Origin of the sequence: Compostibacillus humi (genome assembly GCF_014637175.1) — a bacterium.
GTDB classification, from domain to species: Bacteria; Bacillota; Bacilli; order Bacillales; family Amphibacillaceae; genus Oceanobacillus; species Oceanobacillus humi.
In genome coordinates this window covers 1-25,224 of the sequence record NZ_BMEV01000023.1, presented here as the reverse complement: position 1 = coordinate 25,224, position 25,224 = coordinate 1, and the positions used below count along the sequence as shown (strand labels likewise).

Sequence of the window (25,224 nt, the reverse complement as noted above, 5' to 3'; positions counted from 1 at the left end):
CGTTCACTCTCCTGCTTTCAGTTCAAAGATAATGTCCCGAAGCTCGGCAGCCCGCTCGAAATCGAGGGCTTTCGCAGCTTCCCGCATCTCCTTCTCCATTCGTTCGATAACTTTTTCTCTTTCCTTCTTCGACATTTTCTCCAGTTTTTTCGCTTTGCTTTCATATTCGCTTGTCTCTTCGGCAGCAATGGTAGCCCGGATAACATCCCGCACTTTCTTCTTAATCGTCATTGGCGTAATATTATGTTCCTTATTATAAGCAATCTGTTTTTTCCGGCGTCGGTTCGTTTCATCAATCGCCTTTTGCATCGATTCTGTAATTGTATCGGCATACATAATTACTTCACCGTTGGCATTTCGTGCAGCCCGCCCAATCGTCTGAATCAAGGACCGCTCGGAACGCAAGAAACCTTCTTTATCCGCATCGAGAATGGCGACGAGGGAAACTTCCGGAATGTCCAATCCTTCCCGCAATAAGTTAATCCCAATAAGCACATCATATTTACCGACCCTCAAGTCACGGATAATTTCAATTCGCTCCAATGTTTTAATCTCCGAATGCAAATAAGCGACTTTCATGCCGAGTTCTTTCAAGTAGTCGGTTAAATCTTCCGCCATTTTCTTCGTTAGCGTCGTCACAAGAACCCGTTCGTCCCGTTTCGTCCGTTTATTAATTTCTCCGATTAGGTCGTCAATTTGTCCTTCAATTGGACGGACGTCAATTTTCGGATCGAGCAAGCCGGTCGGACGGATAATTTGTTCCGTCATTTTTGGCGTATGTTCCAGTTCGTATGGTCCTGGTGTTGCGGAAACATAAATAAGCTGATGGGCTTTTTTCTCAAATTCTTCAAATTTTAACGGCCGATTATCCAGCGCCGAAGGCAGGCGGAAACCATAGTCGACGAGCACTTGTTTTCTTGCCCGGTCGCCGTTGTACATGCCGCGGATTTGCGGCAGCGTAACGTGGGATTCATCGATGACGATAAGAAAATCTTCAGGAAAATAATCGAGCAATGTATACGGTGTTGATCCCGGCGGCCGCAATGTCAAATGGCGGGAATAGTTTTCAATTCCAGAACAGAAGCCCATTTCCCGCATCATTTCCAAATCGTAATTTGTCCGCTGTTCAAGACGCTGGGCTTCCAGCAGTTTGCCTTCATCCCGCAGCTCTTTCAGCCGTTCCTCTAATTCCTTTTCAATATTTTGAATGGCGATTTTCATTTTCTCTTCCCCGGTTACGAAGTGGGAAGCCGGGAAAATCGCTACATGTTCCCGGTCGCCGATAATTTCCCCTGTCAGCGCATCCACTTCCCGGATCCGGTCAATTTCATCCCCGAAAAATTCAATGCGGACACAATGTTCTTCCCGGGAGGCAGGGATGATTTCCACCGAATCTCCCCGCACCCGAAATGTCCCGCGCTGGAAGTCGATATCGTTTCTCGCATATTGAATGTCTACAAGTTCCCGAAGGAGCTGGTCCCGGTCCTTCTCCATGCCTAGACGGAGGGAAAGCACTTGATTTCCGTATTCTTCCGGGGAACCTAAACCGTAAATACACGATACACTGGCAACGATAATAACGTCATTTCTTTCAAACAATGCAGATGTTGCCGAGTGCCGGAGTTTGTCAATTTCGTCATTGATGCTCGCGTCCTTTTCGATAAACGTATCGGTGGACGGCACATAAGCTTCCGGCTGATAGTAATCGTAGTAGCTGACGAAATATTCGACAGCATTATTCGGGAAAAATTCCTTAAATTCACTGTACAATTGTCCGGCCAGCGTTTTATTATGGGCAATCACCAACGTCGGTTTATTTACTTCTTTAATAACATTGGATATCGTAAACGTCTTTCCGGTACCTGTAGCACCGAGCAATGTTTGGTGCCTTTCCCCGGCTAAGACTTTTTCTGTCAGTTCTTTAATCGCCTGAGGCTGATCCCCTGCAGGCTGATAGTTCGAAACGAGTTCAAATTTCCGCTTCAACGGCTCCACACCTCCGTACTGCAATCTCTGTTTTTTATTCTAACACATGTGCAATATACTTTTACAGAAAAACGAACAAATATTCGTAAACAAAAATAGAAAAGGGTTTCCCAGCGAAAGCTGGAAAACCCTTCAACTTTTTTCCTTTAAACGGTATGGCTCTTCTGTAAACAACAGCCCTAATTCATGATGATCTCCCTCGAAAAATGCCCCCTGGACAAAACGGGGCTCTCCCCGTTCATCCAAAACTTCCAGACGGTAAGATGCGCTGCTGTCGTGTAACGCTTCGTAAAATTCATTGACTTCTGATGTCGGTTTGCCGTTTACCTTGACAATCGTTTCTCCGGCAGTGATTCCAAGCCGCTCTGCCGGCGTCCCCGGAAGGACCCCTAGCACTTTTAAGCCGTTATTTTCCGGATGGAAATAGGCGAATTTTTTATTTTCATCCACCCGATAGCGGTACAATATAAATTCCTTTGCAGCAATGGCGAAGATAACGGTCCAAAGGGCTGCCGCCGGAAGAAACAGACTGCTAATTGATGCCAATGTTACAATAACTCCGATTCCCATCAGCCAGCCCGACATGCGCTGCACAATAACACGGGGATTGTTTCCCCGTACCGCCAATTGAGTTCCGAGGAGGAACGGAAATAACAGTAAACCGTAAGTTTCCCCGCCAATAGTAACATAGGGCCAGTACGGCTCCATCGGCAGCAGACTTCCTCCAGGGATAAGCAAAAAGATGGGAATCATGCCAAACTGCTTAATCCGGGATTGTCCTATCCATCCTCCCCGCTCACTCCGCACAAGGCTCGGGAAAAAATGATGCCGTTTGATCAATTTTAAAAATAGAGCTTCTGCAATAATCAAAAGACCGAGCAAAATCGCCAAGCCCGGAAAATTGACATCCGTAAACCATCTTTCATCAATAATGCTGGTGTCACGAAGAAATTGCGGCAATAAAAATAGAACTGCAAACGTAATCCCGATAGAATATACAGGAGATAGTGCGGCAAAATTAAAAGATATACTTAACACAAACATGACGATGGACAAAGCGATCAGAGTTTCCACCGTAAAGACAAATCCGGCACTTAACGTGATCACGCTAATAATAAAGCCAAAAAGAAGAGAATAAAAGATATTCCCTTTCCACTCGGAAAACAAAGAATAAACTTTCGTGCCGAAATCCATCCGTTCCTGCCGAATACGTCTTATTCCCGACAGCAAAACGAGGATAAAGGACCAATAGAACAGCGGATGCAAAAACAATCTGCCGATACCTTTCGCAACTTCGATGAGCGAGCCTTCCATGCCTGGTTCTCCTTCCATACCAAATGCCTATTCTACATATTTCGCCACGGTACTGCATATTTCCTTCTTCTATCACAAGTATATCAAAAAATAAAAGAAAATCCGTGAATGTCTTCACGGATTTTCCCATTATCGATATAATTCTTCCAAAGCTTTCTCTAATTGGAGATCGTTTTCCCCGTTGCGGATATGTTCCACTACTTTTGCTTCAATCAGCCCGGCTGTTTCTTCGTCAACAACCCCGGTCACTTCCAAATCGTTATCTTTCTGGAACTGTTTCACGGCTTCTTCTGTCTGTTCATTAAAATAGCCGTCCTTCCTTCCCGTATCATAGCCGATGCCGCTAAGCATAATTTGCATATTTTCGATTGCTTCATCGGACTGATCCAGCTTGAGCGGTTCTTCAATGGCAATCGGTGTTGTATAGTAGTAATCCGGCTGATCCACTTCAATTGTCGGCTCTACGCCTTTTTCATGGATCCACTCCCCGTTCGGAGAAAGCCATTTATTTGTCGTAATTTTAATGGAGCTGCCGTCCCCTAACGGTACAGCCTGCTGGACCGTTCCTTTCCCAAAACTGCTATGTCCGACGACGTCATACCCCATCTCTTTCAGGGCGACGGCTAAAATTTCTGATGCCGAGGCACTGCCTTCATCAATCAAAACACTGATCGGGTAATCTTTCTTCTCATCCAAATTAGAATAAAACGGCTGCTTATTCCCGTCTGCATCTTCAATTTGCAAATAAGGCATATCTTTCGGAACAAACAAACCTAAAATATCTTCAATCACGTTTAAGAGACCGCCTGGATTGCCGCGGACATCGATGACAAGTCCATCGATTCCTTCCTCTTCCAGCATGTTGAGCTGCTCTTCAAATTCTTTAAAGGTGTTTTCCGAGAAGTTCGTAATCTCCAAGATGCCTGTTTTCTTCCCGTCCACTTCTTCAATTTGGTGATAGACAGTTTCCACTGGAATTTCATCCCTCACAATGGAAACTTCAAAAGGTTCGGAAACCCCTTGACGTACGATTTCCAGGACAACGGTTGTCCCTTTTTCCCCGCGGATTTTCGCCACCGCTTCGTTTAAGTTTAGCCCTTCCAACGACTCCCCATCTACGGAAAGCACTTGGTCATTCGGCCGCAGTCCCGCTTTTTCCGCCGGAGAATTTTTGATTGGTGCAACAATTGTAACAACTCCATTGATCATGCTTACTTCAGCACCGATTCCTTCAAAGGAAGATTCAATCTGTTCATTAAACTGCTGCATCACTTCCACGTCCATATAGGAACTGTGGGGGTCCTCCAAGGTGGCGAGCATCCCGTCAATGGCCCCTTCAATCAGCTGTTCATCTTCCACATCTTCAATGTAATTTTCTTGGATTAGAGCAAAGGCTTGGGCAATTTTCGCCATATGGGCCGGCAGTGCTGAAGACGGTCCGCCAGACTCTTTCTTCTCCCCGGACGTGATGTCTTCCGTTCCGCCCGTATCCGGCTGTGCAAATTTCATTCCCGCATATCCGCCGGCAAAACCGATCAGCAACGCGCCAATCAGCAGAAGGACTATATGAATCTTTTGTAGTTTCATCTCTCCACCTCAATAAATAGGATTGCCTTCTATTACTAATATAAAAAAGCATACCATTATATGTATAATATGACTATTTTTTCGTTTCAAACAGATATTTAAATGAAACGAATTCCTCTATTATGATGACAGAAAGAAAAAGAAAAGACAACATCTTAAAAGACATTGCCTTTTTTCTGAATAAATCAATTCCTATGGTAAATAATTTCTCGGATTCACCGCATTGGCGTCTCCGTTCCATCCGCCTGCATGGATTTCAAAGTGTAAATGTGGACCTGTGGAATCTCCCGTATTTCCGGAATGACCAATGACTTGGCCTCTACCTACAGTTTGACCGCTCGATACAGCAATGGAACTTAAGTGGGCATAGAGGGTTGTGTAACTTCTACCACCGATAGAATGGGCAACTAGTACGACATTCCCGTACCCTCTCATCGTGCCGTCTCCTTCCACACTCGTCATAATAACCACTCCTGGAGCTGCGGTGTACACTGGAGTACCAATCGGCACAGCAAAGTCCAGCCCGCGGTGCAGTTTGCCCCAGCGCTGTCCAAACGGGGAGGAAATGAGATCTTTCCCATTTGCTACAGGCCAGGCAAACATTCCATTTCCACCGCCCGAATGAGAGACAGCAACATTGCCTTCAGAGGAATTATTGTTATTTTGCTGTTTTGCCAATTGTTCTAACTCCTGCAGTTCTTGTTGTGCCAATGCTTTCGCTTTCTCCAATGCTTTTTCTTGGGCACTGATGATTTTCTGCTCATCTTCAATGGAAATAACATAATGTTCCAAATGCTGCTCTTCTTCTTCCAGTTTCGCCATAAGCGTTTCTTTCTCAGCTAGCTGCTGGTCTAGCTTGCTTTTCAGTCCTGCGAGTTCCTGTTTTTGATTTTCCAGGGCAACTTTTCTATCTTCTACTTCGGATTTCTTCGCTTCTACTTCTGTTTTATGGGACTCCAGCACTTGTTTATCTGCTGCTTGCTGTTCCAGTATATCTTTATCCTGATTCATGATCGTCGTAACAGCTGTCGCTCTGCTAATAAAATCCCCAAAGCTTTTCGCTCCGAAAATTACTTCCATATACTTAATGTCGCCGCCATTTTGCTGAATGGAGCGCAGCCGATCCTTTAACAGCTTGTCCCTTTTTTTAATCCGTTCCTCCAAATCTTTTATTTCCTTCTTCAGCTTTTCGATTTGGTTTTTTAATTTCTCAATTTGATTCGCTGTCTCGGTAATTTCTTTCTCTTTTTGCTGAATTTGATTTTGGGTCGCCGTTAACTCTTTATCAAGCTGGTTAATTTCTGATTGCACACTTTGCTGCTGGTTTTGGTTCTCTTTTAATTTTTGCTCCGTATCCTTTTTTTCCGATTCCAGCTGGCTTTTCTCTTTTTGAATTTCCTTTTTCTGCTGTTCCAGCTCATTAATTTTTTTATTCAATTCGCTGATTGATTCCCCGTGAATCGTAACGGGGCCTGCAATCATACTGATAGCAAGCATCACAATTACTATCCACGGAATATATCTTTTCATCTCGACTTCCCCTCTCAACCATTGTCTATTTCCACTGACAAATATGTATAGCCCCTCGTACTCGAGGGTCTTTTATCTATTAAACTTTGAGGAATTTGCGGATGCTCATTACACTTCCCCATACGCCGATTAATGCACCAATAGACAATACTAACGCTGATAACTGCCATGCAAAAGGATGGAATGGCAGTATTTCTACAAAACTAAAAGAGATGGAATTCATAATGCTAGATTCTAAATAGTTATATCCTGCGAGAATTACAGCTACCGGCAAAATCGAACCAAATACACCTAATAACAGACCTTCAATTAAAAACGGCCAGCGGATAAACCAATTCGTTGCTCCTACCAATTTCATGATGCCGATTTCCTCGCTGCGGGCGATAATCGTAATTTTAATCGTATTCGATATGAGGAAAATCGCGGTGAATACGAGAGCAAATATGAGAATCAGGCCAATTACCCTGGCATAGTTATTAAACTTGAAAAGCTGGTCAATTACGCCTTGGCCGTACACTACTTTTTCCACATGATTCAATGTTTCGATTTGCTTGGCGATTTGTTCCGTATCTTGAGGGTTTTCTGCTTCAACGATAAAGACGTGATTAAGCGGATTATCCTGCTCCATTAACTGCCAGGCTTCCCCCTCGTCACCCATGCTGTCAATCAATTTTTTCAGTTCATCATCTTTGGACGAAAATGTTACTTTTTCAATTCCGTCGATGGCATTGATCTCATCACCTAAAGTTTTTACATCTTCATCCGTAGCCGTTAATTCAATTAACGTGTTAATTTGCACGTCATCTTCTATATTTTTTGCCATTTCATTTAAGTTCAGCATTAACGCCAAAAAAGCCGCAACTAAAATTAATGTCGTTGTCACCGCACCAATCGAAGCGACCGTCATCCAGCCATTGCGGATAATATTCCTAAAACCTGCCCGCAAATGGCGCAACAATGTATTAAACTTCATATCCGTACTCTCCTCGTTGTTCATCTCTAGCAATAATGCCATTTTCAATGGCGATGACCCGTTTCTTCATGGCATTCACAATCGATTTGCTGTGGGTAGCCATTAAAATCGTAGTCCCGCTCGAATTGATCGTTTCCAGCGTATCCATTATTACCATTGACGTCTCGGGATCTAAGTTTCCTGTAGGTTCATCAGCAATCAGAATTTTAGGACGGTTGACGATGGCCCGAGCAATAGCTGCCCGCTGCTGCTCACCGCCAGATAGCTCACTTGGGGCGGATCTCGCTTTGTTTTTTAATCCAACGATATCCAATACTTCCATGACGCGTTTTCGTATATTTCGGGGAGGTTCTTCAATGACTTCCAAAGCGAAAGCGACATTTTCATAGACTGTCAGTTTCGGCAAAAGCTTAAAATCCTGGAAAACGACACCGATATCCCTGCGCAAATACGGGATTTCCTTTTCCTTTAATTCAGATAAATTTTTATTATTGACGATAATCGTACCTTTTGTAGGCTTTTCTTCCCGGTACATTAATTTAATAAATGTAGATTTCCCTGCACCGCTGGGACCTACGATATATACAAATTCACCTTGATCAATATTCACACTAATCCCGTTGATAGCCGTCACACCATTGGGATACGTTTTATATACATCTTTCATGACTATCATTAGCAAATCACCTTTACAATTTTGTTATAAATCTTTTTGTCACCTTTTGTATTAAAAAACAGATTCCTGTATAAGTCTTTTATATTATAACATTTTTCTACAAGATTTTTAGACAAAATTATATTACAATTATGTTTCAAAGCAATGGAATGGATGGAAATTCTAGAACTGCAAAGAGATGTTCCTTTTCCTGCTTTTAAACAGAACAGTTTTGGTCAATCAATCCATCCTTAAAAAACAGAAAAGAAGATGACCCCTGAAAAAAATCCAGAAATCATCTTCTTTACTTGTCGTCCGTTCAAATAAAGAACGTACTTATTTTTTCTCAGCTAACCAGTTTACAAGGTTATCTAAATCTTCGCCGCTAACGTTTTGTGCAGGCATGCTTCCAATACCGTTTGTTACGATATCAGCCAGCTCTTCTGCAGAATATTTGGAGCCGATATTGGAAAGGTCTGGTCCAGCACCGCCTGTTAAGTCAGCACCGTGACATGCAGCACAGCTTTGTGCATATACTTCTTCACCTGCAGCACTATCTACTGTACCGCCATCGCCTTCTGTTGTTTCTTCCGTAGCAGCGTCATCACCTGTATCTGCAGGTTCGTCAGCATTGTCATCGCCGCCGCCACATGCAGCAAGGGTTAATACGGATGCAAATAATACTGCTAATAGCCATTTTTTCATTGTTTAATCCCCCTAACCTGAAATGTAAATGCTGTCAACCGTATTATACCCCCATTTCACTTTTTTATAAAGCCACCCAGACGCGAAAAAACGAGGGGAAAACACTGGAAAGCATTGACACTGCAAGGCTTGCAGCGGTTTTTGTCAAATTTATGAAACATTGGCAGATACCGTGAAAACAGGCGATTTTTACCAAATGGGCCCCTTTTCTTTCTTTTTATATAAAAAGGGCCCCGTTTTACAGCCTATAAACGACTAACGGATAGCCCTCTTCTTTATTTAATTTGCGAGCGCAAATATGCATCGATAAACGGATCGATTTCTCCATCCATGACAGCTTGCGTATTTCCGATTTCCACATTAGTCCGGTGGTCCTTCACCATCGAATAAGGGTGGAATACGTAGGAACGAATTTGGCTTCCCCAGCCGATTTCTTTCTGTTCCCCGCGAATGGCCGCTAATTCCTGCTGCTGTTTTTCGATTTCCAATTGATATAGTTTCGATTTCAGCATTTTCATTGCTGCTTCCCGGTTTTTAATTTGGGACCGTTCATTTTGACACGTGACGACTATGTTCGTCGGAAGATGGGTAATCCGGACGGCGGAATCGGTCGTATTCACGTGCTGGCCGCCGGCACCGCTTGCCCGGTACGTATCGATTTTTATCTCTTCCGGTTTTATTTCAATGTCCACATCATCTGTCATTTCCGGCGTGACGTCACAGGAAACGAAGGACGTATGCCGCCTGCCGGAAGAATCAAAAGGCGAAATGCGGACAAGCCGGTGGACGCCGCGTTCTGCCTTTAGATACCCGTAAGCGTTATGCCCTTTAATAAGGAGCGTTACGCTTTTCACTCCTGCTTCTTCACCAGGGAGGTAGTCCAGCGTTTCCACTTTAAATCCTTTATGTTCCGCCCAGCGCTGATACATCCGTAACAACATGCTCGCCCAATCCTGGGATTCGGTGCCTCCAGCTCCTGGATGGAGTTCCAAAATCGCATTGTTTGCATCATATGGTTCACTCAATAAAAGCTGTAGTTCAAAATCATTGACGTCTTTTTGGTAAGCTTGAAGCTGCTCGTTTAATTCCTCAAAAAGTTCAGCGTCTTCTTCTTCTTTTACCAGTTCATAGGATACTTCCATATCTTCATAACGAGCTTCCATTTCTTCAAATTGCCGGATTGTTTCTTTCAAATGGTTTGCTTCATTAATGACTTTTTGTGCGGCTTGCTGGTCGTTCCAGAAGTTTTCGCCGCTCATTTGCTCTTCCAGCTCTTTAACACGTGCTTTCTTCGCAGCTAAGTCAAAGAGACCCCCTAAAATTTTCAATTCTTTTTGCAATGTTGTCTAACTCATGTCGGATTTCAATAAGTTCCATAATTTCACCTCTGCATGCTGATTAATTTTTGCCATGACAATTTTTATATTTTTTCCCGCTTCCGCATGGACACGGATCATTGCGGCCGATGTCAATTTTCTTCACATACGGCTTCCGCTTTTTCTTGCTTTCCTGACCGCCGGCAATCGCCTGCGTATTTTTGACAACTTCCTGCCGCTGCAAGTTTTCCCTAATTTGGGCTTTCATAATATATTTCGCTACTTCGTCTTCAATGCTGGCAATCATTTCCTCAAACATATGGAAGCCTTCCATTTGGTACTCCCGCAATGGATCGTTTTGTCCATATGCCCGCAAATGAATTCCTTGCCGCAATTGGTCCATTTGGTCGATATGGTCCATCCATTTCGTATCGACGGTCCGCAGCACGATGACCTTCTGGAATTCCTGGAATTGTTCCGGCGGCAATTCTTCAGATTTATCTTCGTATTTTGCCCGGACTTTTTCCATAATAATATCGATGATTTCTTCTTGATCTTTATGTTTAATGTCATCGATTGTTAAAGCATTCGGATCAAGCAAATTGCCCTCAACGTGTTCAACAATGGCCTGCAAATTCCAGTTATCTTCATCCGAATCCTGGGTATGGGTTTGCACGAGCCGCTCCACGGACGATTGAATCATGTTTTCAATGATTTCACGAATGTTTTCGCCGGCATCGATAATTTCAAAGCGCTGCTTATAAATAATTTCCCGCTGTTCCCGCAAAACGTCGTCGTATGCGAGAATCGTCTTCCGGGCATCGAAGTTGTTTCCTTCCACTCGTTTTTGTGCCGATTCCACCGCTTTTGACACCATTTTGCTGGCGATAGGCTGGCTGTCATCCATACCCCATTTATCCATCATCGTTTTCAAATTGTCGGAACCGAATCGGCGCATCAATTCGTCTTCCATGGATAAATAAAACTGGGTTACCCCCGGGTCTCCCTGACGGCCGGAACGCCCCCGCAGCTGGTTGTCGATACGGCGTGATTCGTGACGTTCGGTTCCGATGACCGCCAGTCCGCCGAGTTCTTTAACCCCTTCGCCGAGCTTGATGTCCGTACCGCGCCCGGCCATGTTCGTCGCAATTGTTACGGCGCCTTTTTGGCCGGCCTTTTCGATAATTTCCGCTTCTTTGAAATGATTTTTTGCGTTTAGGACGTTGTGCTTAATGCCGGCTTTTTTCAAGTAACTGGAAATCAGCTCTGACGTTTCCACGGCAACGGTACCGACGAGCACAGGCTGACCTTTTTTATGTCTTTCTTTAATTTCCTCTACAACAGCACGGAATTTTCCGTCCATCGTTTTATAAATCAAATCTGGCTTGTCTTCACGAATAACAGGCTTATTTGTCGGAATAACGATAACATCCATATTGTAAATATTGCGGAATTCCTCTTCTTCCGTCTTCGCCGTACCGGTCATCCCCGCCAGCTTTTTATACATACGGAAATAGTTTTGGAAAGTTATTGAAGCAAGAGTCATGCTTTCGTTTTGAATTTGCAGCCCTTCTTTTGCTTCAATCGCCTGATGCAATCCGTCACTGTAACGGCGTCCTTTCATCAAACGGCCGGTAAAGGAGTCGATAATGACGACTTCCCCGTCCTGAACCATATAATCGACGTCCCGATGCATGGCTACATGGGCTTTCAGCGCCTGGTTAATATGGTGAGTTAAAGAGACATTATCCAAATCGAATAAATTTTCTACATGGAAGAATTTTTCCGCCTTATTAATTCCTTCTTCCGTCAGCTGTACGCCCTTCGTCTTTTCATCATAGGTGTAGTCCTGGTCTTTTTTCAGCGTTAACACAAAACTGTTCGCCTGCTGATAAAGGGAAGCCGATTTTTTCGCCGACCCGGAAATAATTAGCGGTGTTCTTGCTTCGTCAATCAGGATGGAGTCGACTTCGTCAATGATGGCAAAATGAAGCGGACGCTGCACCATCTGATGTTTATAAAGCACCATATTGTCCCGCAAATAGTCAAAGCCGAATTCATTGTTCGTTCCATACGTAATATCCGCTTGATATGCCTCTCTTTTTTCTTCTTTTGACAAACCATTTGTATTCAATCCGACCGTCAGGCCAAGGAATTCAAACAGTTGTCCCATTTCCTTCGCATCCCGGTCCGCCAAATATTCGTTCACCGTAACGATATGAACGCCTTTCCCTTCCAGCGCATTTAAATAGGCAGGCAATGTCGAGGCTAGCGTTTTTCCTTCCCCGGTTTTCATTTCGGCAATATTTCCTTCATGAATGGCAATCGCACCCATTAACTGCACTGGATACGGGCGCATCTTTAATACCCGCTTCGATGCCTCCCGGACAACCGCGTAAGCTTCGACAAGCAAATCATCCAGCGTTTCTCCATTTTGGAACCGCTCCTTAAATTCCTCGGTTTTCTTTTGCAGTTCCTGATCGGAAAGCTTCTCCATTTCTGGTTCTAAAGCCTCTATTTGATCAACCTTTTTTTGTAATCGGTTCAGTTGTCTTTTATTACCATCACCAAATATTTTCGTTAAAATTCCAGCCATTATGACAGCTCCTCAAAAATTCTACTTTCATCCAATAATCATAATAACACTAGATGATAAAAGATGACAACCTGATGGCTTCCCATAAAAAAGACGAGCAGCCGGGGATAGGTGGCTGCTCCAATTAAAGGAGGTGGGCGTAGTGGAGGGGATGGAGGGATTGATGATTATTTATCAGGTTCTCTCTTTCTGTTCTTTGAGGAGGGCTTTCACCATGCGATTGGTGGAGGCTACAATTTGCATTAGCTGTACAATCGTCTGTTCATGCTGTTGAAGTTTTTTCATCATTTGATGGAGCGCAATTTTATCCTGCTCTGTCATTCATCCAATCCCTCCTTGGTTCTGTTACTATAATATGTAACAAAAAACAGAAAAAAAGACCAATTACAATTTTCTTATTTCTGCATTAAAATTTCCGAAAAAAGTAGGTAAAAAAGCCAATTTGATAGTGTTTTGTTCCTTAATTTGCATTTTTGGCCGCTTTTTTTCTGCAAAAATAAAATTTTGTACTTTTAATCGACAAATTATTACATTTTTCTACAAGTTGACTTGTGTAAAGCACAATGCATAAATATTCAACATTGGGGACAATATAAAACGGCGCTATCTCTAAAGATAACGCCGCTAATTTTTATTTATACATTCGGTTCGATTAACCCGTACTTTCCATCTTTCCGACGGTAGACAACATTGGCTTCCCCAGTTTTGTCGTTCGTAAATACGAAGAATTCATGTCCGAGGAGATCCATTTGCAATACTGCTTCCTCCGGGTCCATCGGTTTTATGTCAAACCGTTTTGTGCGAACGATTTCAATTTGACTATTTTCCTCTTCTTCTTTGGAAGAAAGTGGCTTCATTTCGGTAAAGGTTTGTTTCACAGCACCATTTTGACGGAATTTGCGATTGATTTTAGTTTTATATTTGCGGATTTGTCTTTCTAATTTATCAACTACCAAATCAATGGCAGCGTATAAATCGTTATGTTTTTCTTCTCCGCGCAGTAATAGGTTTGGCATTGGGATGGTTACTTCGATTCGCTGTTCATCATTATAGACACTTAAATTGACGTGTACATCGGATGCTGGAGTAGTTTCAAAGTACCTTCCGAGCTTACTAATCTTTTTTTCTACGTAATCACGAATTGCTCCAGTCACCTCAATATTTTCACCACGAATGTTAAAATTCATAAAAGCGTCCTCCTTTCCTTTAATTTAATTATACTACTTTTACTATATTTTTTCCTTATTTTAGGTAAATAAAAGCGGTTAAATAATGATAATTATGTGAAATACTTCTCAAGTTCAATTGGGAATTTTGAAAACTCGCCTTCCCATTGAAAAGCCGGTATTTTGTATATCCTGTTAGCCTGACTTTCTCAAAAACTTAAAATTTGTAAAAGTGGTACAGTATATGAAATCTTCCAATTTAATATTATTAACCCAGCATAATTAAGAATCAAAGTTTTTCAGAAACAACGTACGTGGGAAGGAAATATTGTTTTTAGTTTTCTAAAGTACAATCGGCAGGAAATTTTGCTGGCAAAGGGACCATAGGATAGTTTTAATGTACATTTGAACCAGAAAATCTTTGGTAAAGTGCTTATAGAAGGGTTCTAATGTACATTTTTAACAGGAATTACCAGTAAAATGGCCTTTAGACCGGCTCTATTGTACATTTCCAACAGAAATCACCTGGAAAAGGGCTTTTAGAACGGCTCTATTGTACATTATCAACAGAAATCACCTGGAAAAGGGCTTTTAGAGCACCTCTAATGTACATTTCCAACAAAAATCCCCAGGAAAAGGGCTTTTAGAGCACCTCTAATGTACATTTCCAACAAAAATCCCCAGGAAAAGGGCTTTTAGAGCACCTCTAATGTACACTTCCAACAGAAATCCTCAGGAAAAGGGCTTTTAGAGCACCTCTAATGTACACTTCCAACAGAAATCCTCAGGAAAAGGGCTTTTAGAGCACCTCTATTGTACATTTCAAACAAAAATCCCCAGGAAAAGGGCTTTTAGAGCACCTCTATTGTACATTTCAAACAAAAATCCCCAGGAAAAGGGCTTTTAGAGCACCTCTAATGTACACTTCCAACAGAAATCCTCAGGAAAAGTGCTCATAGAAGAAAAACTCTTCGCAATGAATTGCCGCCTACAAGCCGCATGCGTAAAAAAACGCTGCAGAAATTTTTCTGCAGCGTGGGGACCAGCAATGTTCATTACTTTTTCTTATCCAAATACATACCATCCATCACTTGGACATTTTTGTACGGATTTATGTATTTCTGATTCGAAGATTTTTGTTTTTTCACTTGCCGGATTTCCTTTTTTAATTCACTAAAAATGCTTTGCATTAAGTCTTGTACCCGATCATTTATCGGAATAAGCTCTTGCCCCAGCTTTTTTTCCTCTTCATTATAAGGCGGGGTCAACTGCTCCAGTTGTTTTCCTCTTAATTCGATTAGCGCATTCAGCTGTTCGATGTCAGCATCTCTAGTTTTTGCCGAGCTCTTTTCCAGCAAATCTTTCATTTGAAGCGTCGTATCAAAAACAGGCTTTACACGATTTTCATCAGACTTGGGCACTTTTTGCATATTGTTTCTTCCTTGTTTCCAAAATCACCTGTTTCCACGTATCTCGAAATTCAGTAACAAATTCTAGCACTTGGTCTAATTTTTCCTGGTCATTTTTAATATTGGCTTGTGTCAGTGTGTGATGCATAAATTCATAGAGCGGCATCATCTGTTTGGAAATTTCGTATTGCGGATCAAGGGTAATCATCAGTTCTTGAATAATTGCCTGGGCTTTTTGGATATTTTTATTTTTCGCCTCATAGTTTTTTTCTTCCATATCTTTCTTTGCCTGTTTTATAAACTTCATACAGCCATTGTAAAGCATTAGCGTCAGTTCTCCGCCGGAAGCTGTATTTACGGCGTTATTTTGATAAGCTTCATAAGCTTTATTTCCTGTCATCGGTAGTTACACTCCCTTTAATATCTACTGGCCGAAAAAGTTGGACATAATCATCATCGACTGGTTATTCATCACGGAAATCGCCTTCTCCATGGCGCTAAACTGTCTCCAGTAGCGGTTTTCAATTTGGCGCAGGCGGTCTTCAAATGCATCCATCCGGTTGTTTAGCTCTTTAATCCGTCGTCCAATTGTATAATTTGTGTCTGCATCATAGCTGCGGCCGGCCCGTTCATTAATCCGTTTGTGGATGTTTTCTAACGTATCTTCTACCCGGTTCATAAATCCCCGGCCAGTACCCTCTACATTGTTGGAGAAAAATGTATATACGCTGTCCGGGTCTTCTCTAAGCGCCGTTCTTAATTTCTCTTCATCCAGCTCCAGCTTCCCGCCGTCGAGATAGTTTTTGGTCGTATTGAGACCGATATCGGAAATGAGATTAAAGGCACCGCCAGATTCTACTTTTTGGAATAGGTTTTGCCGTAAATTCGTAAGGGCGGAACTGATAATCGTGTCCCCTCGCAATATACCGCTTTTTGCTTTTTCTTCCCACAGTTCAATTTCCCGCTCTTCCATTTCTTTTTTCTGGGCTTCTGTCAGCGGCGGGAAGTCGCGGTATCTTTTTTCCAGCTGGGTACCGTTCAATAAATCGATAAGTTCATTATATTTTTCGACGAACTCTTTTATTTTATCTACCGCAGCATCGATATCATTCGAAACGGTCAAAGTAACCGCCTGTTCACTTACTTGCTTAAATTGGTAGGTGATTCCATTCAATGTGTATTGATTGTCTTTCGACGATAAAGTCAAATGCTCATTATAGACAAATTCTGCATCGGTGCCGCCCTTTTCATTGGCTAGGTCCATATTTAGTACGTTTGTAAAAAAGGAATTTTCCTTAAATCCTATTTCAGCACCGTTAAAATAATCTTGCCCTGTCTTCGTATTATAATTGCCGGTTCTTGTAGTTTCTAAAACGACCTTTTTGCTATTCTCATCATAAAATGCACGTACAGGGCTATCATGATTTGTAATTTTACGCAATACGTCTTCCAAGGTGTCCCCATCATCAATCGTAATCTTGTGAGTTAAAAACTCGTCATTATAGTGAGGATTTTCCTCAGGGTCACCTTTCTTATAATTCTCGTTATATGTATAGAAGTAAATATCTTCGCCATAGTAAGCTGATAAATCTATATTTTTGTCAACTTCCCCAGTACTGATATTCATCGCCGAAGTAGCCAGCTTATTCACTTTAATGCTTATCGTACCTTCAGAAGCTGTTGCTGATCCGGTAGCCGTTACGACAGTTTCATTGGAAGAGCTGACTGTTTTCGCCGTGTACGTTCTCCGCAGTCTCATCGTATCGGCGATGAAGTCATCCAGTTCTTTCACTTTTTTGTTAATTTCCCGGAACAAATCCCGCTGCCATTCGAGCATCGTCCGGTCTTGTTCCATTTTATCCAGCGGAATCCGTTCTGCTTGCATCAGTTCTTTAATAATATTTTCCGTATCAATTCCGCTCGCCAAACCTCCGACTCGCATCGTCATTTGAATCGCTCCTTAAACCTTTTCGTCAATTAATAATCCCATAAATTCCGCCATTTGCGCATACATATCGAGCATTTTTTCCGGCGGGATTTCCTTAATAACTTCATCGGTTTCAATATCAACTACTTTGACATAATATTCCCCTAATTTATCGTGAAGGACAAATTTTAAATTGGTATACATCGGCTGCATAAATTCGTTAAAGGAATTTACCGTATCTTCTACGTGTTTTTTCTCTTCTGGAAAAGGTGTTTCTTTTTCAGCGTATTTCTTCATTTGTTGATGCAGCCTATCCGATACTGTTGTTCTCTCCACGTTGTAATTCACTCGCGACATAGGCTGGGATACAGTTACCCTATCAATTTGCATCGCGCCCATCTCCTATAAATTACTTTTGTTTTTATATCGGTTAATCTGCAAGATTTATAAAGATTCATCAGACGAAAAATTTAACTTTTTTCCGGATTCTTCAGCAATTCTAGTATATCTCGCGAAACATTTGCTGCTTCGCTGTTTTGCTTCTCAATGTCTACATAAATTTCTTTGCGAAAAATTTCTACAGACTTTGGAGCCTGGATTCCGATTTTCACCTGATCTCCTTCGATGCCGATAACTTTAATTTCAATATCTTTGCCAATCTGGATGCTTTCATTTTTTTTCCTCGTCAGTACAAGCATTATTTAACTCCCTTCTTTAGAGGAGCTGGGGAAATTGGAGCCTTCGACGAATAATCGTCCAAATTCAAAATATATTGTTTCCCTAACATGCGAATTGGATTAATAATCAGAGGGGCTTTTAAATTCAATGTGCTTTGCTGAAAAGGCTGCTTTAATGTAACGATGGAAAGTACCGTTACGTCCTTTTCTTCCCGTATCTGCAGCTGTTCTTGTACCGCCTCATCCAGTTTAAAGGTATAATCGGGATAAATAAAATATGGATTGGTCACGACGAAAGCGGTATGGGCATTATGAACTGACTGCAAAATTTGAAAAGCAGGGTTAGCAGGGAGATCTAGGAGAACAAATCTTCTTTCTTCGATAAAACCGGGAATTCCATCCGGAAACTCAATTATTTTCCCTTCTTCAATGGATACTTTCCCAAAATATTTTGTCATTATTTCCACGACGTTCACCTCATCTATTTTCACGGTCGTCTACACTTGGACATTAATCGTTTCTATTTTCAGGGACGGGTATTTTTGCATATAAATCTCGACGTGACCAGGTTCATAGTGATGGATAACTTTTTGCGGTGTTGCCTGAATGACCGGCTTATTCGGCTGGACTTGAATATCAACCCGGCTTGGCTCGTAATCGATACGCACCGAGAAGGGAGATGGGATAAATTTAATCCCCAATCGCATCTGGGGTTTAAACGCCGCATTTACCGCATGATCGATTAGCGGATTACCGCCCTTCTCAATTTTCATTAATTCGGTTCCTTCCTCTGCCCTTCTTGCCATTCCCTCCTGGGCAGCTTGCATCCCTTCCTGAGCAAATTTTTCATTTCGTTTTAAAATGCTCATTAAATCCATCTCTTCCCATGCTTTCGTCTGGTCGATTTTAAGTTTCCCTGGTGTGGTGCGAATTTGCATATCAGCTGGCGGCTGCTTTATCGTCATTTCCGCCTTCGGTTGAGCGATTTCTTGTTTACCAGGAGTTGTTCGGATGCCAATTTGAACAAATTCGGATTCCATCCTCAACTGTGGTATTTGCATCTCCATTCCCCCCTTTATTGAACGGAAAACCCTGATCCCTTTACGGGAACAGGGTTAGCTATAATTAGCGAAGGAAATCGAGCAAGGTTGGCTGAATAATCCGTGCTCCCGCAGATAATGCCGCCCGGTGTAAACTTTCCTGTGTTATTAATTTCGTAATTGCCTCGGTATAATCGACATCTTCATTGTTCGACATCATTTGCGTCGCAATAACTTCCTGCTGATCGAGCCGGTTTTCGATCAGCTCTACCCGATTCATTCTTGCCCCTAAATCCGCCCGGGCGTTTAGGACTTGATTAATATGTTGATCTAAGTCGCCGATATAAGCACCAATTTCATCGGATTCTCCGTTCTCTAATGCCTCCGTTAACTTCTCAATCGTTGTAAACACATCCACGTAATCTTGATTATCGTCGGTAACGCCAAACACTTCTTTAGGGTCAACGTTTACTTTTAGCAACGTTCCTTTAGATACTTCAATTTTTACACTTTCTGTATTTGGATCGAAATTACCACTGTCATCAAATGGGGGCTCATTCGTATTTGTCCCGTTAAAAATATATTTATCATTGATTTTCGTATTGGCAATTTCTTTTAAATGTTCCCCGATTTGCCTAATTTCTTTCGCAATGCTTTCCAGTTCCGTATAGTCATTTGTTCCGTTGCTTGCCTGAACCGTTAATTCACGCACCCGTTGTAATGCAAGCGTGGCTTTATCTAAAGCCGCATCTGTATTATCGAACCAATTGTACACTTCATTTAAGTTGCGCTGAAATTGCTGCACTTGTTTTACTTCGGAACGATATCCCATTCCTTTCATTGCAATGACCGGGTCATCCGATGGTTTCGTAATTTTCTTCCCCGTACTGAGCTGATTCATATATTTATCCAATTCCTGATAACTTCTTGAAATATTGCGCAGCAGGTTATTGGAAATCATATTTTGGGTAACGCGCATATTTTACCACCTACCTTCCGACAAGTCCCATATTATTAATTACCCGATCGATAAGTTCGTCGATGGCGGTCAAACTTCTTGCCGCCGCATTATAGGCATGCTGGAATTTTAAGAGATTAGACATTTCCTCGTCCAGGGAAACCGCACTGACGGACATTCTCTGGTTTTCCACTTGGGAACGGAGAACAGCCGTATTATCCGCCATCCGATTTGCCTGCTGGGTATCGACTCCAAGTTCGCCGATAATCGATTCAAAGGAGGATTTGATACTTTCTGTTGTACCTTCATCATCCGTAAGCCCATTCAAAATAATATCTGCCAACCTTTTTGCGTTTAAGCCGTTTCCTGCACCATTACTGCTTGAATGTTCATCATCACCGGTACTATTATCGTCATTTTCATCCTCTGGATTACTGTAGCCAGCTTGGATTTTTTCAGGGTTTTCAATAAATTCGTGATGAACCTTTATACCACTTGCAAAACCAAAATAATCGGATGGTGCATTTTCATCGATACCGATAATGAAGAAGTCAAGGTCATTCTGGGCTCCATCTAAATCATATCCTTGACTATGCACCTTATTAAAAGCTTTGGCAAATTCGTATGCCAGTTTATCCAACTGCTTCATCATTTCCGGAAAATCACCGGCCGGATAGCCATCTTCTGCTGTAGTGCCATAACCATATGCCTCTATTAAAGCTCTTAAAGAACCATTGGATTCTAGCACTTGATCCAATATTGAATTTATAGTGCCGACTGCCTCATTATCTTTATTGTACATTTCCAGCTGGATGCTAGAAACTGCTTTCATTGGATTTCCATCTATAACTTCCTGCAATTTCCCATATTGCAAGTCGTTGCCATCCACTAGAACAATACCTGTTTCTTTTCCGTTGCGGTCTAATAATTCAATCGTCACTTTTCCATAAGCGATTTCCTTGGCTCCGCCGCCGCTCGGTACTCTTGTTACTTTAATATTCATAATGCTGGACAGTTCATCGATCAATTTGTCCCGGCGGTCGTATAAATCATTGGCGACATAGCCATGGGGTTCCAATTCACTTACTTGAACGTTGATATTGTGAATTTGTTTCAGTAAAGAGTTTACATCCTTTATTGTCACATCAATTTCCTGCTGCAAATCTTTCCGGATTGCATGCAGTGAATCGGATAAGTAGTTAAAAGTTTCTGCTAATGCTTGTCCCCGTTCAACGACTACCGACCTTGCCCCGGAGTTTTCCGGATTGACGGATAAATCTTGCAGCGATTGCCAAAATTGGTCCAATACAGCTGATAGCCCCGAGTCGGATGGTTCATTTAACAGATTCTCCATTCGGGCTAATGCACCTGCCCTTGTCTCCCAGTAGCCGACTTTGCTGTTTTCTCCCCGAAATTGCATATCTAAATATTGGTCGCGAATTCGTTGGATATCCCCGACTTCGACACCGGTACCGATTTGTCCGGGAATTTGCGGGCGATTTCGGGATCCGGCCGGGTATGGGGTCGCCGTTTCAAAGTTGACCCGCTGGCGGGAGTAGCCTTCGGTATTCGCATTGGCAATATTATGTCCTGTCGTATATAAAGCGGACTGCTGCGCAAACAGCGCTTGTTTTGCCATTTCTAACCCACGGAATGTACTCATGTTTGTAACTCCTTTTAAAAATTTTCCTATTATGCTTGGGAATCAAATAAAGAACGGTTTGCCGTGTTCTCCTTCATTTCCTTTCCGTAATTCATGGAAGAAATATTCGGGTTCATTAAGTCTAAAGACATTTGCACAAATTCCATTGATTGCCGGATTAATGCTTCGTTCAGCTGCTCCTGCTGTTTCAGTTCGACAATAGTTTCCGTCAATGTCGTCGTAATGTTCGCTAATGTTTCCCGTTCTTTTTCGTCCTCTAGTTTTTCCAGCATATGGGAAACAGTATATTGTTCTGTATCCATGCCATTTGTCTGAAACCATTTTTCCACCGCTTGCTGGCGTTTCGATTCGGTTTGTTCCAACAGACGAATCTGTTTTCGTTCTTTCACGAGTAGCTGCTGCAGCGGTTCAATGGCTCCTTCTTTAAAGCGTTCGGTTTTTTCTTTGGAAATGGAAAGCAATTGCTTGTGAACATCAACGAGCTGTTCCATCAGTTCCATAATTTGTTGTACGGACAATGTATGTCCCCCTTACTCAGATTTATTTCTTTGTCCAATATTCAATCATTTTTTCAGCTGTTTTATACGGATCCACTTTATATTCGCCCGACTCCACCGCTTGCTTTATTTCAAGAATATAGCGGGAACGGGCTTCTTGCAGATGTTCGGACTCCTGCAGCTGTTTCGCCGCTGAAGATATCTCCACCTTATCTTCTCTTGAAAGTTCTTTCTTCGCTTGCATTTGCTTTTGCAGCGCATTTTTATATGGGTTAAAATTAACCGGATTATGACCATTGATCTTCATATTAAAACTCCCCTTACTTTCTCCGCATCAGTTATGTCATCTTTTATGTTTATCGATGGAGAAATACGTGTGAATTTTTTCCTTCTCCTGCTGTTTCCGTATTTCTTCCACTCTTTTTTCCAGTTCATCGTGCATTTCCAATTCTTTCTTTAATTCATTTTGACATTCTGTACATAAGCTTCCTGCGGTAATCTTCTTCCCGCATCGTTCACACGGATATCCCAGATTAGGAAACCGGGATACGAGCAGCCGTTTCTCTTTAATAAACTTTTGAATTAGCATTTCATCTACACCCGTCGCTTCGACGATTTCCATCATCGTTGCTTTCCGGTTTTCCCGCTTCATCAGAAAACGGTATACTTTCTGAAAGGCTGCCTCTTCTTCTTTATAGCAATCATGACATATATCTCGAAGTTGTTTGACAAATACATTGCCGCATCGGGCGCAATTTGCCAATTCTGCCATTTTCATTCCTCTTTTCGTTTTGCTATCCTCGAATTAAAGTAAAAGCAAACACACGGGAGCAGCCATGTTCTTTTAAAAGAAAAGCTGCATGGCGCAACGTCGTACCCGTTGTATATATATCATCGACAAGAATGACCGGTTTGTTTAGAGTTTCTGTTATAAAAAATGGATTTTGCGAAAAAATTCTTTCCTTCCGGGACTTTTTCGCCTGCTTTTCTCCGTGCTTACGGCCAAGAATTTCTTTCACCGGCAATGGGAAAAACTCGGCGAGCATTTTTGCCTGATTAAATTTCCGTTCATGAAGCCGCTCTTTGCTTAACGGAATCGGAACAACGACGGCATCTTTTTTTAAAAAGGAAAACTGCTCCTTATATAATTGGCGTATTGCATCTTGAAAAGCAAAGCCAAGATGATAATCGCCCCGGTATTTCCATTTTGCCATATATTCTTTCATAAAAGCATTATACGAAAATAAGGAGTAATTCCATTCCAACACATCCACTCCCAGCTGTTTTTCCCACCGCCTGCAGTCAGCGCAGATTTTCTCTTCCGTACTTCTGCTGCACTTGGCGCATCGATTTCCGGCAATAAAGTTCAAGTTTTGCTTACAGACGGTACATAACCTGGAAGGTTTTTCCGGCCAGAATACATTTTGCCAACGGATTTCCATGATTATTTCTTCACCACACCATAGGCATTCCATGTAACTCACCGCCTCGCTTATTCATCTTTTGAATGGCGCGGATGGCCTGAACCATCGCCTCCGTTTTCCCGTCATGGAAAAAGATTACTTCCCCTGTCGGATCATCGGCACTTCTTCCCGCCCTTCCTGCAATTTGCACGAGGGCGGCTTCATCAAAAACGTCATGTCCCGCATCAATTACCGCTACGTCGACGGAAGGAAAAGTGACGCCCCGTTCCAAAATGGTCGTCGTAATAATAACGGTAATTTCTCTATCGCGAAAGCGCTGGACTTTTTTTGCCCGGTCTGGGTCTTCCGCATGGACAAAAGTAATTTCCTTGTTCGTTTGGATTACTTTTTCCTGCAGGAGCAGCTTTGCTATGTTTTCGTAGAGATTTTCTGCCATGGCGATGGTAGGGACGAATATAAGCAACTGCCGCTTCGGATTTTCTCTTTTTTGCAGCCAGGACAAAAAGGCGGATGGGGGCTCGTGGTTACGCAAATCTTTTCTTAATGAGAAGGTCATTTTCATCTGTGGAACAGGGAGGGGATGACCGTGGTAGCGCAGCGGGACAAACACATGGGGAAGCTGCTTTCTATCCATTCGCAGCTGATGCTCTTTCCTCGGAGTTGCCGTTAAATAAATGGTCGAGCTAGCATCGGTTTTGGCTCGTTCGGCTGCAAATGGCAATGATGGATCTTTATTGTAAGGAAACGCATCGACTTCATCGATAATCATCACGTCGAAGGCTTGTTTAAATCGGAGAAGCTGGTGGGTTGTGGCCAAAAGGAGCTGGGCATCCGCTTCTTTATCTTTGCTGCCGCCATAGAGAGCCTGAACGGTAACATGCTGAAAAGCTTTTTGGATTCGCGGTTTTAGCTCGCGGACAACGTCAGCCCGGGGAGTGGCAATACAAATTCGTTTACCTTGCTCCAGTCCTTTGGCAATTCCAGGAAACAGCATTTCTGTTTTTCCTGCACCACAAACAGCCCAAACGAGCAATTCCTTTTCGTTATTCCCAATGACCGCTTCAATCCAGTCAGCAGCCTTTTGCTGGGCTGGAGTCAGTTCCCCCTCCCAAGTACATGGGGATGTATGTTTTTCCCATGCCGGCGAAGGACCAGACCAAACATAAAGGGGCTCACATTCGAGAATTCGTCCCATGGAGATGCAATTTCGGCAGTAAAGATGTTCTTTTCCACACGTTGCACAAGGGAAAGATGGAAGCAGGGAACGTTTGCGGCTGCCGCAGCGCTGGCATTGGTAATAGGGGAATTTCTTGATGATGGATGGTGTAGGGGTAAAATTTTGTAGGGTAAGCAATTGCTGAAACTGTTCGTCATTAAGGGGGATTTCCTGACGAAGCAATATTTTTCCGGAAAACTTTTTCGCGTAGTCTTCGATGTCCAGTGGAAGCAATTTATTTTCCAAATAAACTCCCTCCTGTGACAATGAATTGTATAAGAATATTAAATTACAGGCTATAAATTGGTAATAAAACGGGAGAATCCGGTTATTCTCCCGTTTATTAGAGCAGGAAAAAAGTATTATCAGTGCTAGTTCATAAATTTCAGCGAAGCTTAAAATATATCAGCATTTTCTGTGAAAATAAAATTACTTAGCTACCTCACTAAACCATGTGAATAAAATCAAAATTTTTGGATAATAATATTATTAGTCTAAATTTGGCAATAGGAAAGCAGAGACACCGTATTTTACGGTTTCTCGTATAACTTTCTGAAAACAGGTCAATAATAATTAATTTGTGAG

At 42.3% G+C, this 25,224-nt stretch carries 25 protein-coding genes; all 25 read right to left on the bottom strand.

Going from position 1 to position 25,224, the window contains the following annotated elements; genetic code table 11:
• Positions 1-3 precede the first annotated feature (3 nt).
• Complete coding sequence (gene uvrB / locus IEV18_RS07715) at positions 4-1,986, bottom strand: excinuclease ABC subunit UvrB (RefSeq protein ID WP_188391811.1); 1,983 nt, start codon at positions 1,984-1,986, stop codon at positions 4-6.
• A 132-nt stretch (positions 1,987-2,118) separates the two neighbouring features.
• Entirely contained in the window at positions 2,119-3,300 is a 1,182-nt protein-coding gene (locus IEV18_RS07710; RefSeq protein WP_188391810.1) for a PDZ domain-containing protein, read from the bottom strand.
• A gap of 129 nt (positions 3,301-3,429) precedes the next feature.
• A complete protein-coding gene (locus IEV18_RS07705) occupies positions 3,430-4,887 on the bottom strand; it encodes a S41 family peptidase (RefSeq protein ID WP_188391809.1) in 1,458 nt (485 codons plus the stop codon).
• A 192-nt stretch (positions 4,888-5,079) separates the two neighbouring features.
• On the bottom strand, positions 5,080-6,417 hold the full coding sequence (locus tag IEV18_RS07700; protein WP_188391808.1) for a murein hydrolase activator EnvC family protein: 1,338 nt from the start codon (positions 6,415-6,417) through the stop codon (positions 5,080-5,082).
• 79 nt (positions 6,418-6,496) lie between these two features.
• Entirely contained in the window at positions 6,497-7,390 is an 894-nt protein-coding gene (ftsX, locus tag IEV18_RS07695) for a permease-like cell division protein FtsX (RefSeq protein WP_188391807.1), read from the bottom strand.
• Complete coding sequence (ftsE, locus tag IEV18_RS07690) at positions 7,380-8,066, bottom strand: cell division ATP-binding protein FtsE (RefSeq protein WP_188391806.1); 687 nt, start codon at positions 8,064-8,066, stop codon at positions 7,380-7,382. The genes ftsX and ftsE overlap by 11 nt, the downstream gene beginning before the upstream one ends.
• A gap of 315 nt (positions 8,067-8,381) precedes the next feature.
• Positions 8,382-8,750: a cytochrome c551 gene (gene cccB / locus IEV18_RS07685; protein ID WP_188391805.1), complete on the bottom strand. Its 369-nt coding sequence runs from the start codon at positions 8,748-8,750 to the stop codon at positions 8,382-8,384.
• A 275-nt stretch (positions 8,751-9,025) separates the two neighbouring features.
• Positions 9,026-10,127 (bottom strand): peptide chain release factor 2 gene (prfB, locus tag IEV18_RS07680; RefSeq protein ID WP_229733589.1). Its coding sequence is split into 2 segments (ribosomal slippage): positions 9,026-10,054 and positions 10,056-10,127, totalling 1,101 coding nucleotides; the frame shifts between segments, so codons are not numbered across the junction.
• 21 nt (positions 10,128-10,148) lie between these two features.
• Positions 10,149-12,662 carry a preprotein translocase subunit SecA gene (gene secA / locus IEV18_RS07675; protein ID WP_188391803.1) on the bottom strand — a complete coding sequence of 838 codons (2,514 nt, stop codon included), beginning with the start codon at positions 12,660-12,662 and terminating at the stop codon, positions 10,149-10,151.
• 174 nt (positions 12,663-12,836) lie between these two features.
• A complete protein-coding gene (locus IEV18_RS07670; RefSeq protein ID WP_188391802.1) occupies positions 12,837-12,983 on the bottom strand; it encodes a hypothetical protein in 147 nt (48 codons plus the stop codon).
• A 314-nt stretch (positions 12,984-13,297) separates the two neighbouring features.
• Entirely contained in the window at positions 13,298-13,849 is a 552-nt protein-coding gene (gene hpf / locus IEV18_RS07665) for a ribosome hibernation-promoting factor, HPF/YfiA family (protein WP_188391801.1), read from the bottom strand.
• A gap of 1,034 nt (positions 13,850-14,883) precedes the next feature.
• Positions 14,884-15,258 (bottom strand): flagellar protein FliT, encoded by a 375-nt coding sequence (locus tag IEV18_RS07660; RefSeq protein WP_188391800.1) that lies wholly within the window; start codon positions 15,256-15,258, stop codon positions 14,884-14,886.
• Positions 15,236-15,637, bottom strand: a complete 402-nt coding sequence (gene fliS, locus IEV18_RS07655) for a flagellar export chaperone FliS (RefSeq protein ID WP_188391799.1) — start codon at positions 15,635-15,637, stop codon at positions 15,236-15,238. The genes IEV18_RS07660 and fliS overlap by 23 nt, the downstream gene beginning before the upstream one ends.
• 24 nt (positions 15,638-15,661) lie before the next feature.
• Positions 15,662-17,185: a flagellar hook-associated protein 2 gene (locus IEV18_RS07650; RefSeq protein WP_308421556.1), complete on the bottom strand. Its 1,524-nt coding sequence runs from the start codon at positions 17,183-17,185 to the stop codon at positions 15,662-15,664.
• Positions 17,186-17,197: 12 nt separating this feature from the next.
• Complete coding sequence (gene flaG / locus IEV18_RS07645; RefSeq protein ID WP_188391798.1) at positions 17,198-17,554, bottom strand: flagellar protein FlaG; 357 nt, start codon at positions 17,552-17,554, stop codon at positions 17,198-17,200.
• Positions 17,555-17,634: 80 nt separating this feature from the next.
• A complete protein-coding gene (csrA, locus tag IEV18_RS07640; RefSeq protein ID WP_188391797.1) occupies positions 17,635-17,862 on the bottom strand; it encodes a carbon storage regulator CsrA in 228 nt (75 codons plus the stop codon).
• On the bottom strand, positions 17,862-18,332 hold the full coding sequence (fliW, locus tag IEV18_RS07635; protein ID WP_308421555.1) for a flagellar assembly protein FliW: 471 nt from the start codon (positions 18,330-18,332) through the stop codon (positions 17,862-17,864). Before fliW ends, csrA begins: the two co-directional genes overlap by 1 nt.
• Before the next feature lie 6 nt (positions 18,333-18,338).
• Complete coding sequence (locus IEV18_RS07630; protein WP_188391796.1) at positions 18,339-18,902, bottom strand: DUF6470 family protein; 564 nt, start codon at positions 18,900-18,902, stop codon at positions 18,339-18,341.
• A 64-nt stretch (positions 18,903-18,966) separates the two neighbouring features.
• Positions 18,967-19,860 (bottom strand): flagellar hook-associated protein FlgL, encoded by an 894-nt coding sequence (flgL, locus tag IEV18_RS07625; protein WP_188391795.1) that lies wholly within the window; start codon positions 19,858-19,860, stop codon positions 18,967-18,969.
• Between the two features lie 10 nt (positions 19,861-19,870).
• A complete protein-coding gene (gene flgK / locus IEV18_RS07620; RefSeq protein WP_188391794.1) occupies positions 19,871-21,502 on the bottom strand; it encodes a flagellar hook-associated protein FlgK in 1,632 nt (543 codons plus the stop codon).
• A gap of 29 nt (positions 21,503-21,531) precedes the next feature.
• On the bottom strand, positions 21,532-22,020 hold the full coding sequence (locus IEV18_RS07615) for a flagellar protein FlgN (RefSeq protein ID WP_188391793.1): 489 nt from the start codon (positions 22,018-22,020) through the stop codon (positions 21,532-21,534).
• A gap of 22 nt (positions 22,021-22,042) precedes the next feature.
• Positions 22,043-22,306, bottom strand: coding sequence for a flagellar biosynthesis anti-sigma factor FlgM (flgM, locus tag IEV18_RS07610; protein ID WP_188391792.1), 264 nt, complete (start codon positions 22,304-22,306; stop codon positions 22,043-22,045).
• Positions 22,307-22,342: 36 nt separating this feature from the next.
• The gene (locus IEV18_RS07605) at positions 22,343-22,771 is read right to left on the bottom strand and encodes a TIGR03826 family flagellar region protein (RefSeq protein ID WP_188391791.1); all 429 of its coding nucleotides are present in this window, start codon (positions 22,769-22,771) and stop codon (positions 22,343-22,345) included.
• A gap of 22 nt (positions 22,772-22,793) precedes the next feature.
• Entirely contained in the window at positions 22,794-23,474 is a 681-nt protein-coding gene (locus tag IEV18_RS07600) for a ComFC family protein (protein WP_188391790.1), read from the bottom strand.
• Complete coding sequence (locus tag IEV18_RS07595) at positions 23,452-24,885, bottom strand: ATP-dependent helicase ComFA (RefSeq protein WP_229733588.1); 1,434 nt, start codon at positions 24,883-24,885, stop codon at positions 23,452-23,454. Before IEV18_RS07595 ends, IEV18_RS07600 begins: the two co-directional genes overlap by 23 nt.
• Positions 24,886-25,224 lie beyond the last annotated feature (339 nt).

What these genes read in the sequence shown, in the direction of transcription:
- IEV18_RS07710 (WP_188391810.1), bottom strand. Translation starts at nt 3,300, where the DNA reads ATGGAAGGCTCGCTCATCGAAGTTGCGAAAGGTATCGGCAGATTGTTT.
- IEV18_RS07705 (WP_188391809.1), bottom strand. Translation starts at nt 4,887, where the DNA reads ATGAAACTACAAAAGATTCATATAGTCCTTCTGCTGATTGGCGCGTTG.
- IEV18_RS07700 (WP_188391808.1), bottom strand. Translation starts at nt 6,417, where the DNA reads ATGAAAAGATATATTCCGTGGATAGTAATTGTGATGCTTGCTATCAGT.
- ftsX (WP_188391807.1), bottom strand. Translation starts at nt 7,390, where the DNA reads ATGAAGTTTAATACATTGTTGCGCCATTTGCGGGCAGGTTTTAGGAAT.
- ftsE (WP_188391806.1), bottom strand. Translation starts at nt 8,066, where the DNA reads ATGATAGTCATGAAAGATGTATATAAAACGTATCCCAATGGTGTGACG.
- cccB (WP_188391805.1), bottom strand. Translation starts at nt 8,750, where the DNA reads ATGAAAAAATGGCTATTAGCAGTATTATTTGCATCCGTATTAACCCTT.
- secA (WP_188391803.1), bottom strand. Translation starts at nt 12,662, where the DNA reads ATGGCTGGAATTTTAACGAAAATATTTGGTGATGGTAATAAAAGACAA.
- IEV18_RS07670 (WP_188391802.1), bottom strand. Translation starts at nt 12,983, where the DNA reads ATGACAGAGCAGGATAAAATTGCGCTCCATCAAATGATGAAAAAACTT.
- hpf (WP_188391801.1), bottom strand. Translation starts at nt 13,849, where the DNA reads ATGAATTTTAACATTCGTGGTGAAAATATTGAGGTGACTGGAGCAATT.
- IEV18_RS07660 (WP_188391800.1), bottom strand. Translation starts at nt 15,258, where the DNA reads ATGCAAAAAGTGCCCAAGTCTGATGAAAATCGTGTAAAGCCTGTTTTT.
- fliS (WP_188391799.1), bottom strand. Translation starts at nt 15,637, where the DNA reads ATGACAGGAAATAAAGCTTATGAAGCTTATCAAAATAACGCCGTAAAT.
- IEV18_RS07650 (WP_308421556.1), bottom strand. Translation starts at nt 17,185, where the DNA reads ATGACGATGCGAGTCGGAGGTTTGGCGAGCGGAATTGATACGGAAAAT.
- flaG (WP_188391798.1), bottom strand. Translation starts at nt 17,554, where the DNA reads ATGCAAATTGATAGGGTAACTGTATCCCAGCCTATGTCGCGAGTGAAT.
- csrA (WP_188391797.1), bottom strand. Translation starts at nt 17,862, where the DNA reads ATGCTTGTACTGACGAGGAAAAAAAATGAAAGCATCCAGATTGGCAAA.
- IEV18_RS07630 (WP_188391796.1), bottom strand. Translation starts at nt 18,902, where the DNA reads ATGCAAATACCACAGTTGAGGATGGAATCCGAATTTGTTCAAATTGGC.
- flgL (WP_188391795.1), bottom strand. Translation starts at nt 19,860, where the DNA reads ATGCGCGTTACCCAAAATATGATTTCCAATAACCTGCTGCGCAATATT.
- flgK (WP_188391794.1), bottom strand. Translation starts at nt 21,502, where the DNA reads ATGAGTACATTCCGTGGGTTAGAAATGGCAAAACAAGCGCTGTTTGCG.
- flgM (WP_188391792.1), bottom strand. Translation starts at nt 22,306, where the DNA reads ATGAAGATCAATGGTCATAATCCGGTTAATTTTAACCCATATAAAAAT.
- IEV18_RS07605 (WP_188391791.1), bottom strand. Translation starts at nt 22,771, where the DNA reads ATGGCAGAATTGGCAAATTGCGCCCGATGCGGCAATGTATTTGTCAAA.
- IEV18_RS07600 (WP_188391790.1), bottom strand. Translation starts at nt 23,474, where the DNA reads ATGGAATGCCTATGGTGTGGTGAAGAAATAATCATGGAAATCCGTTGG.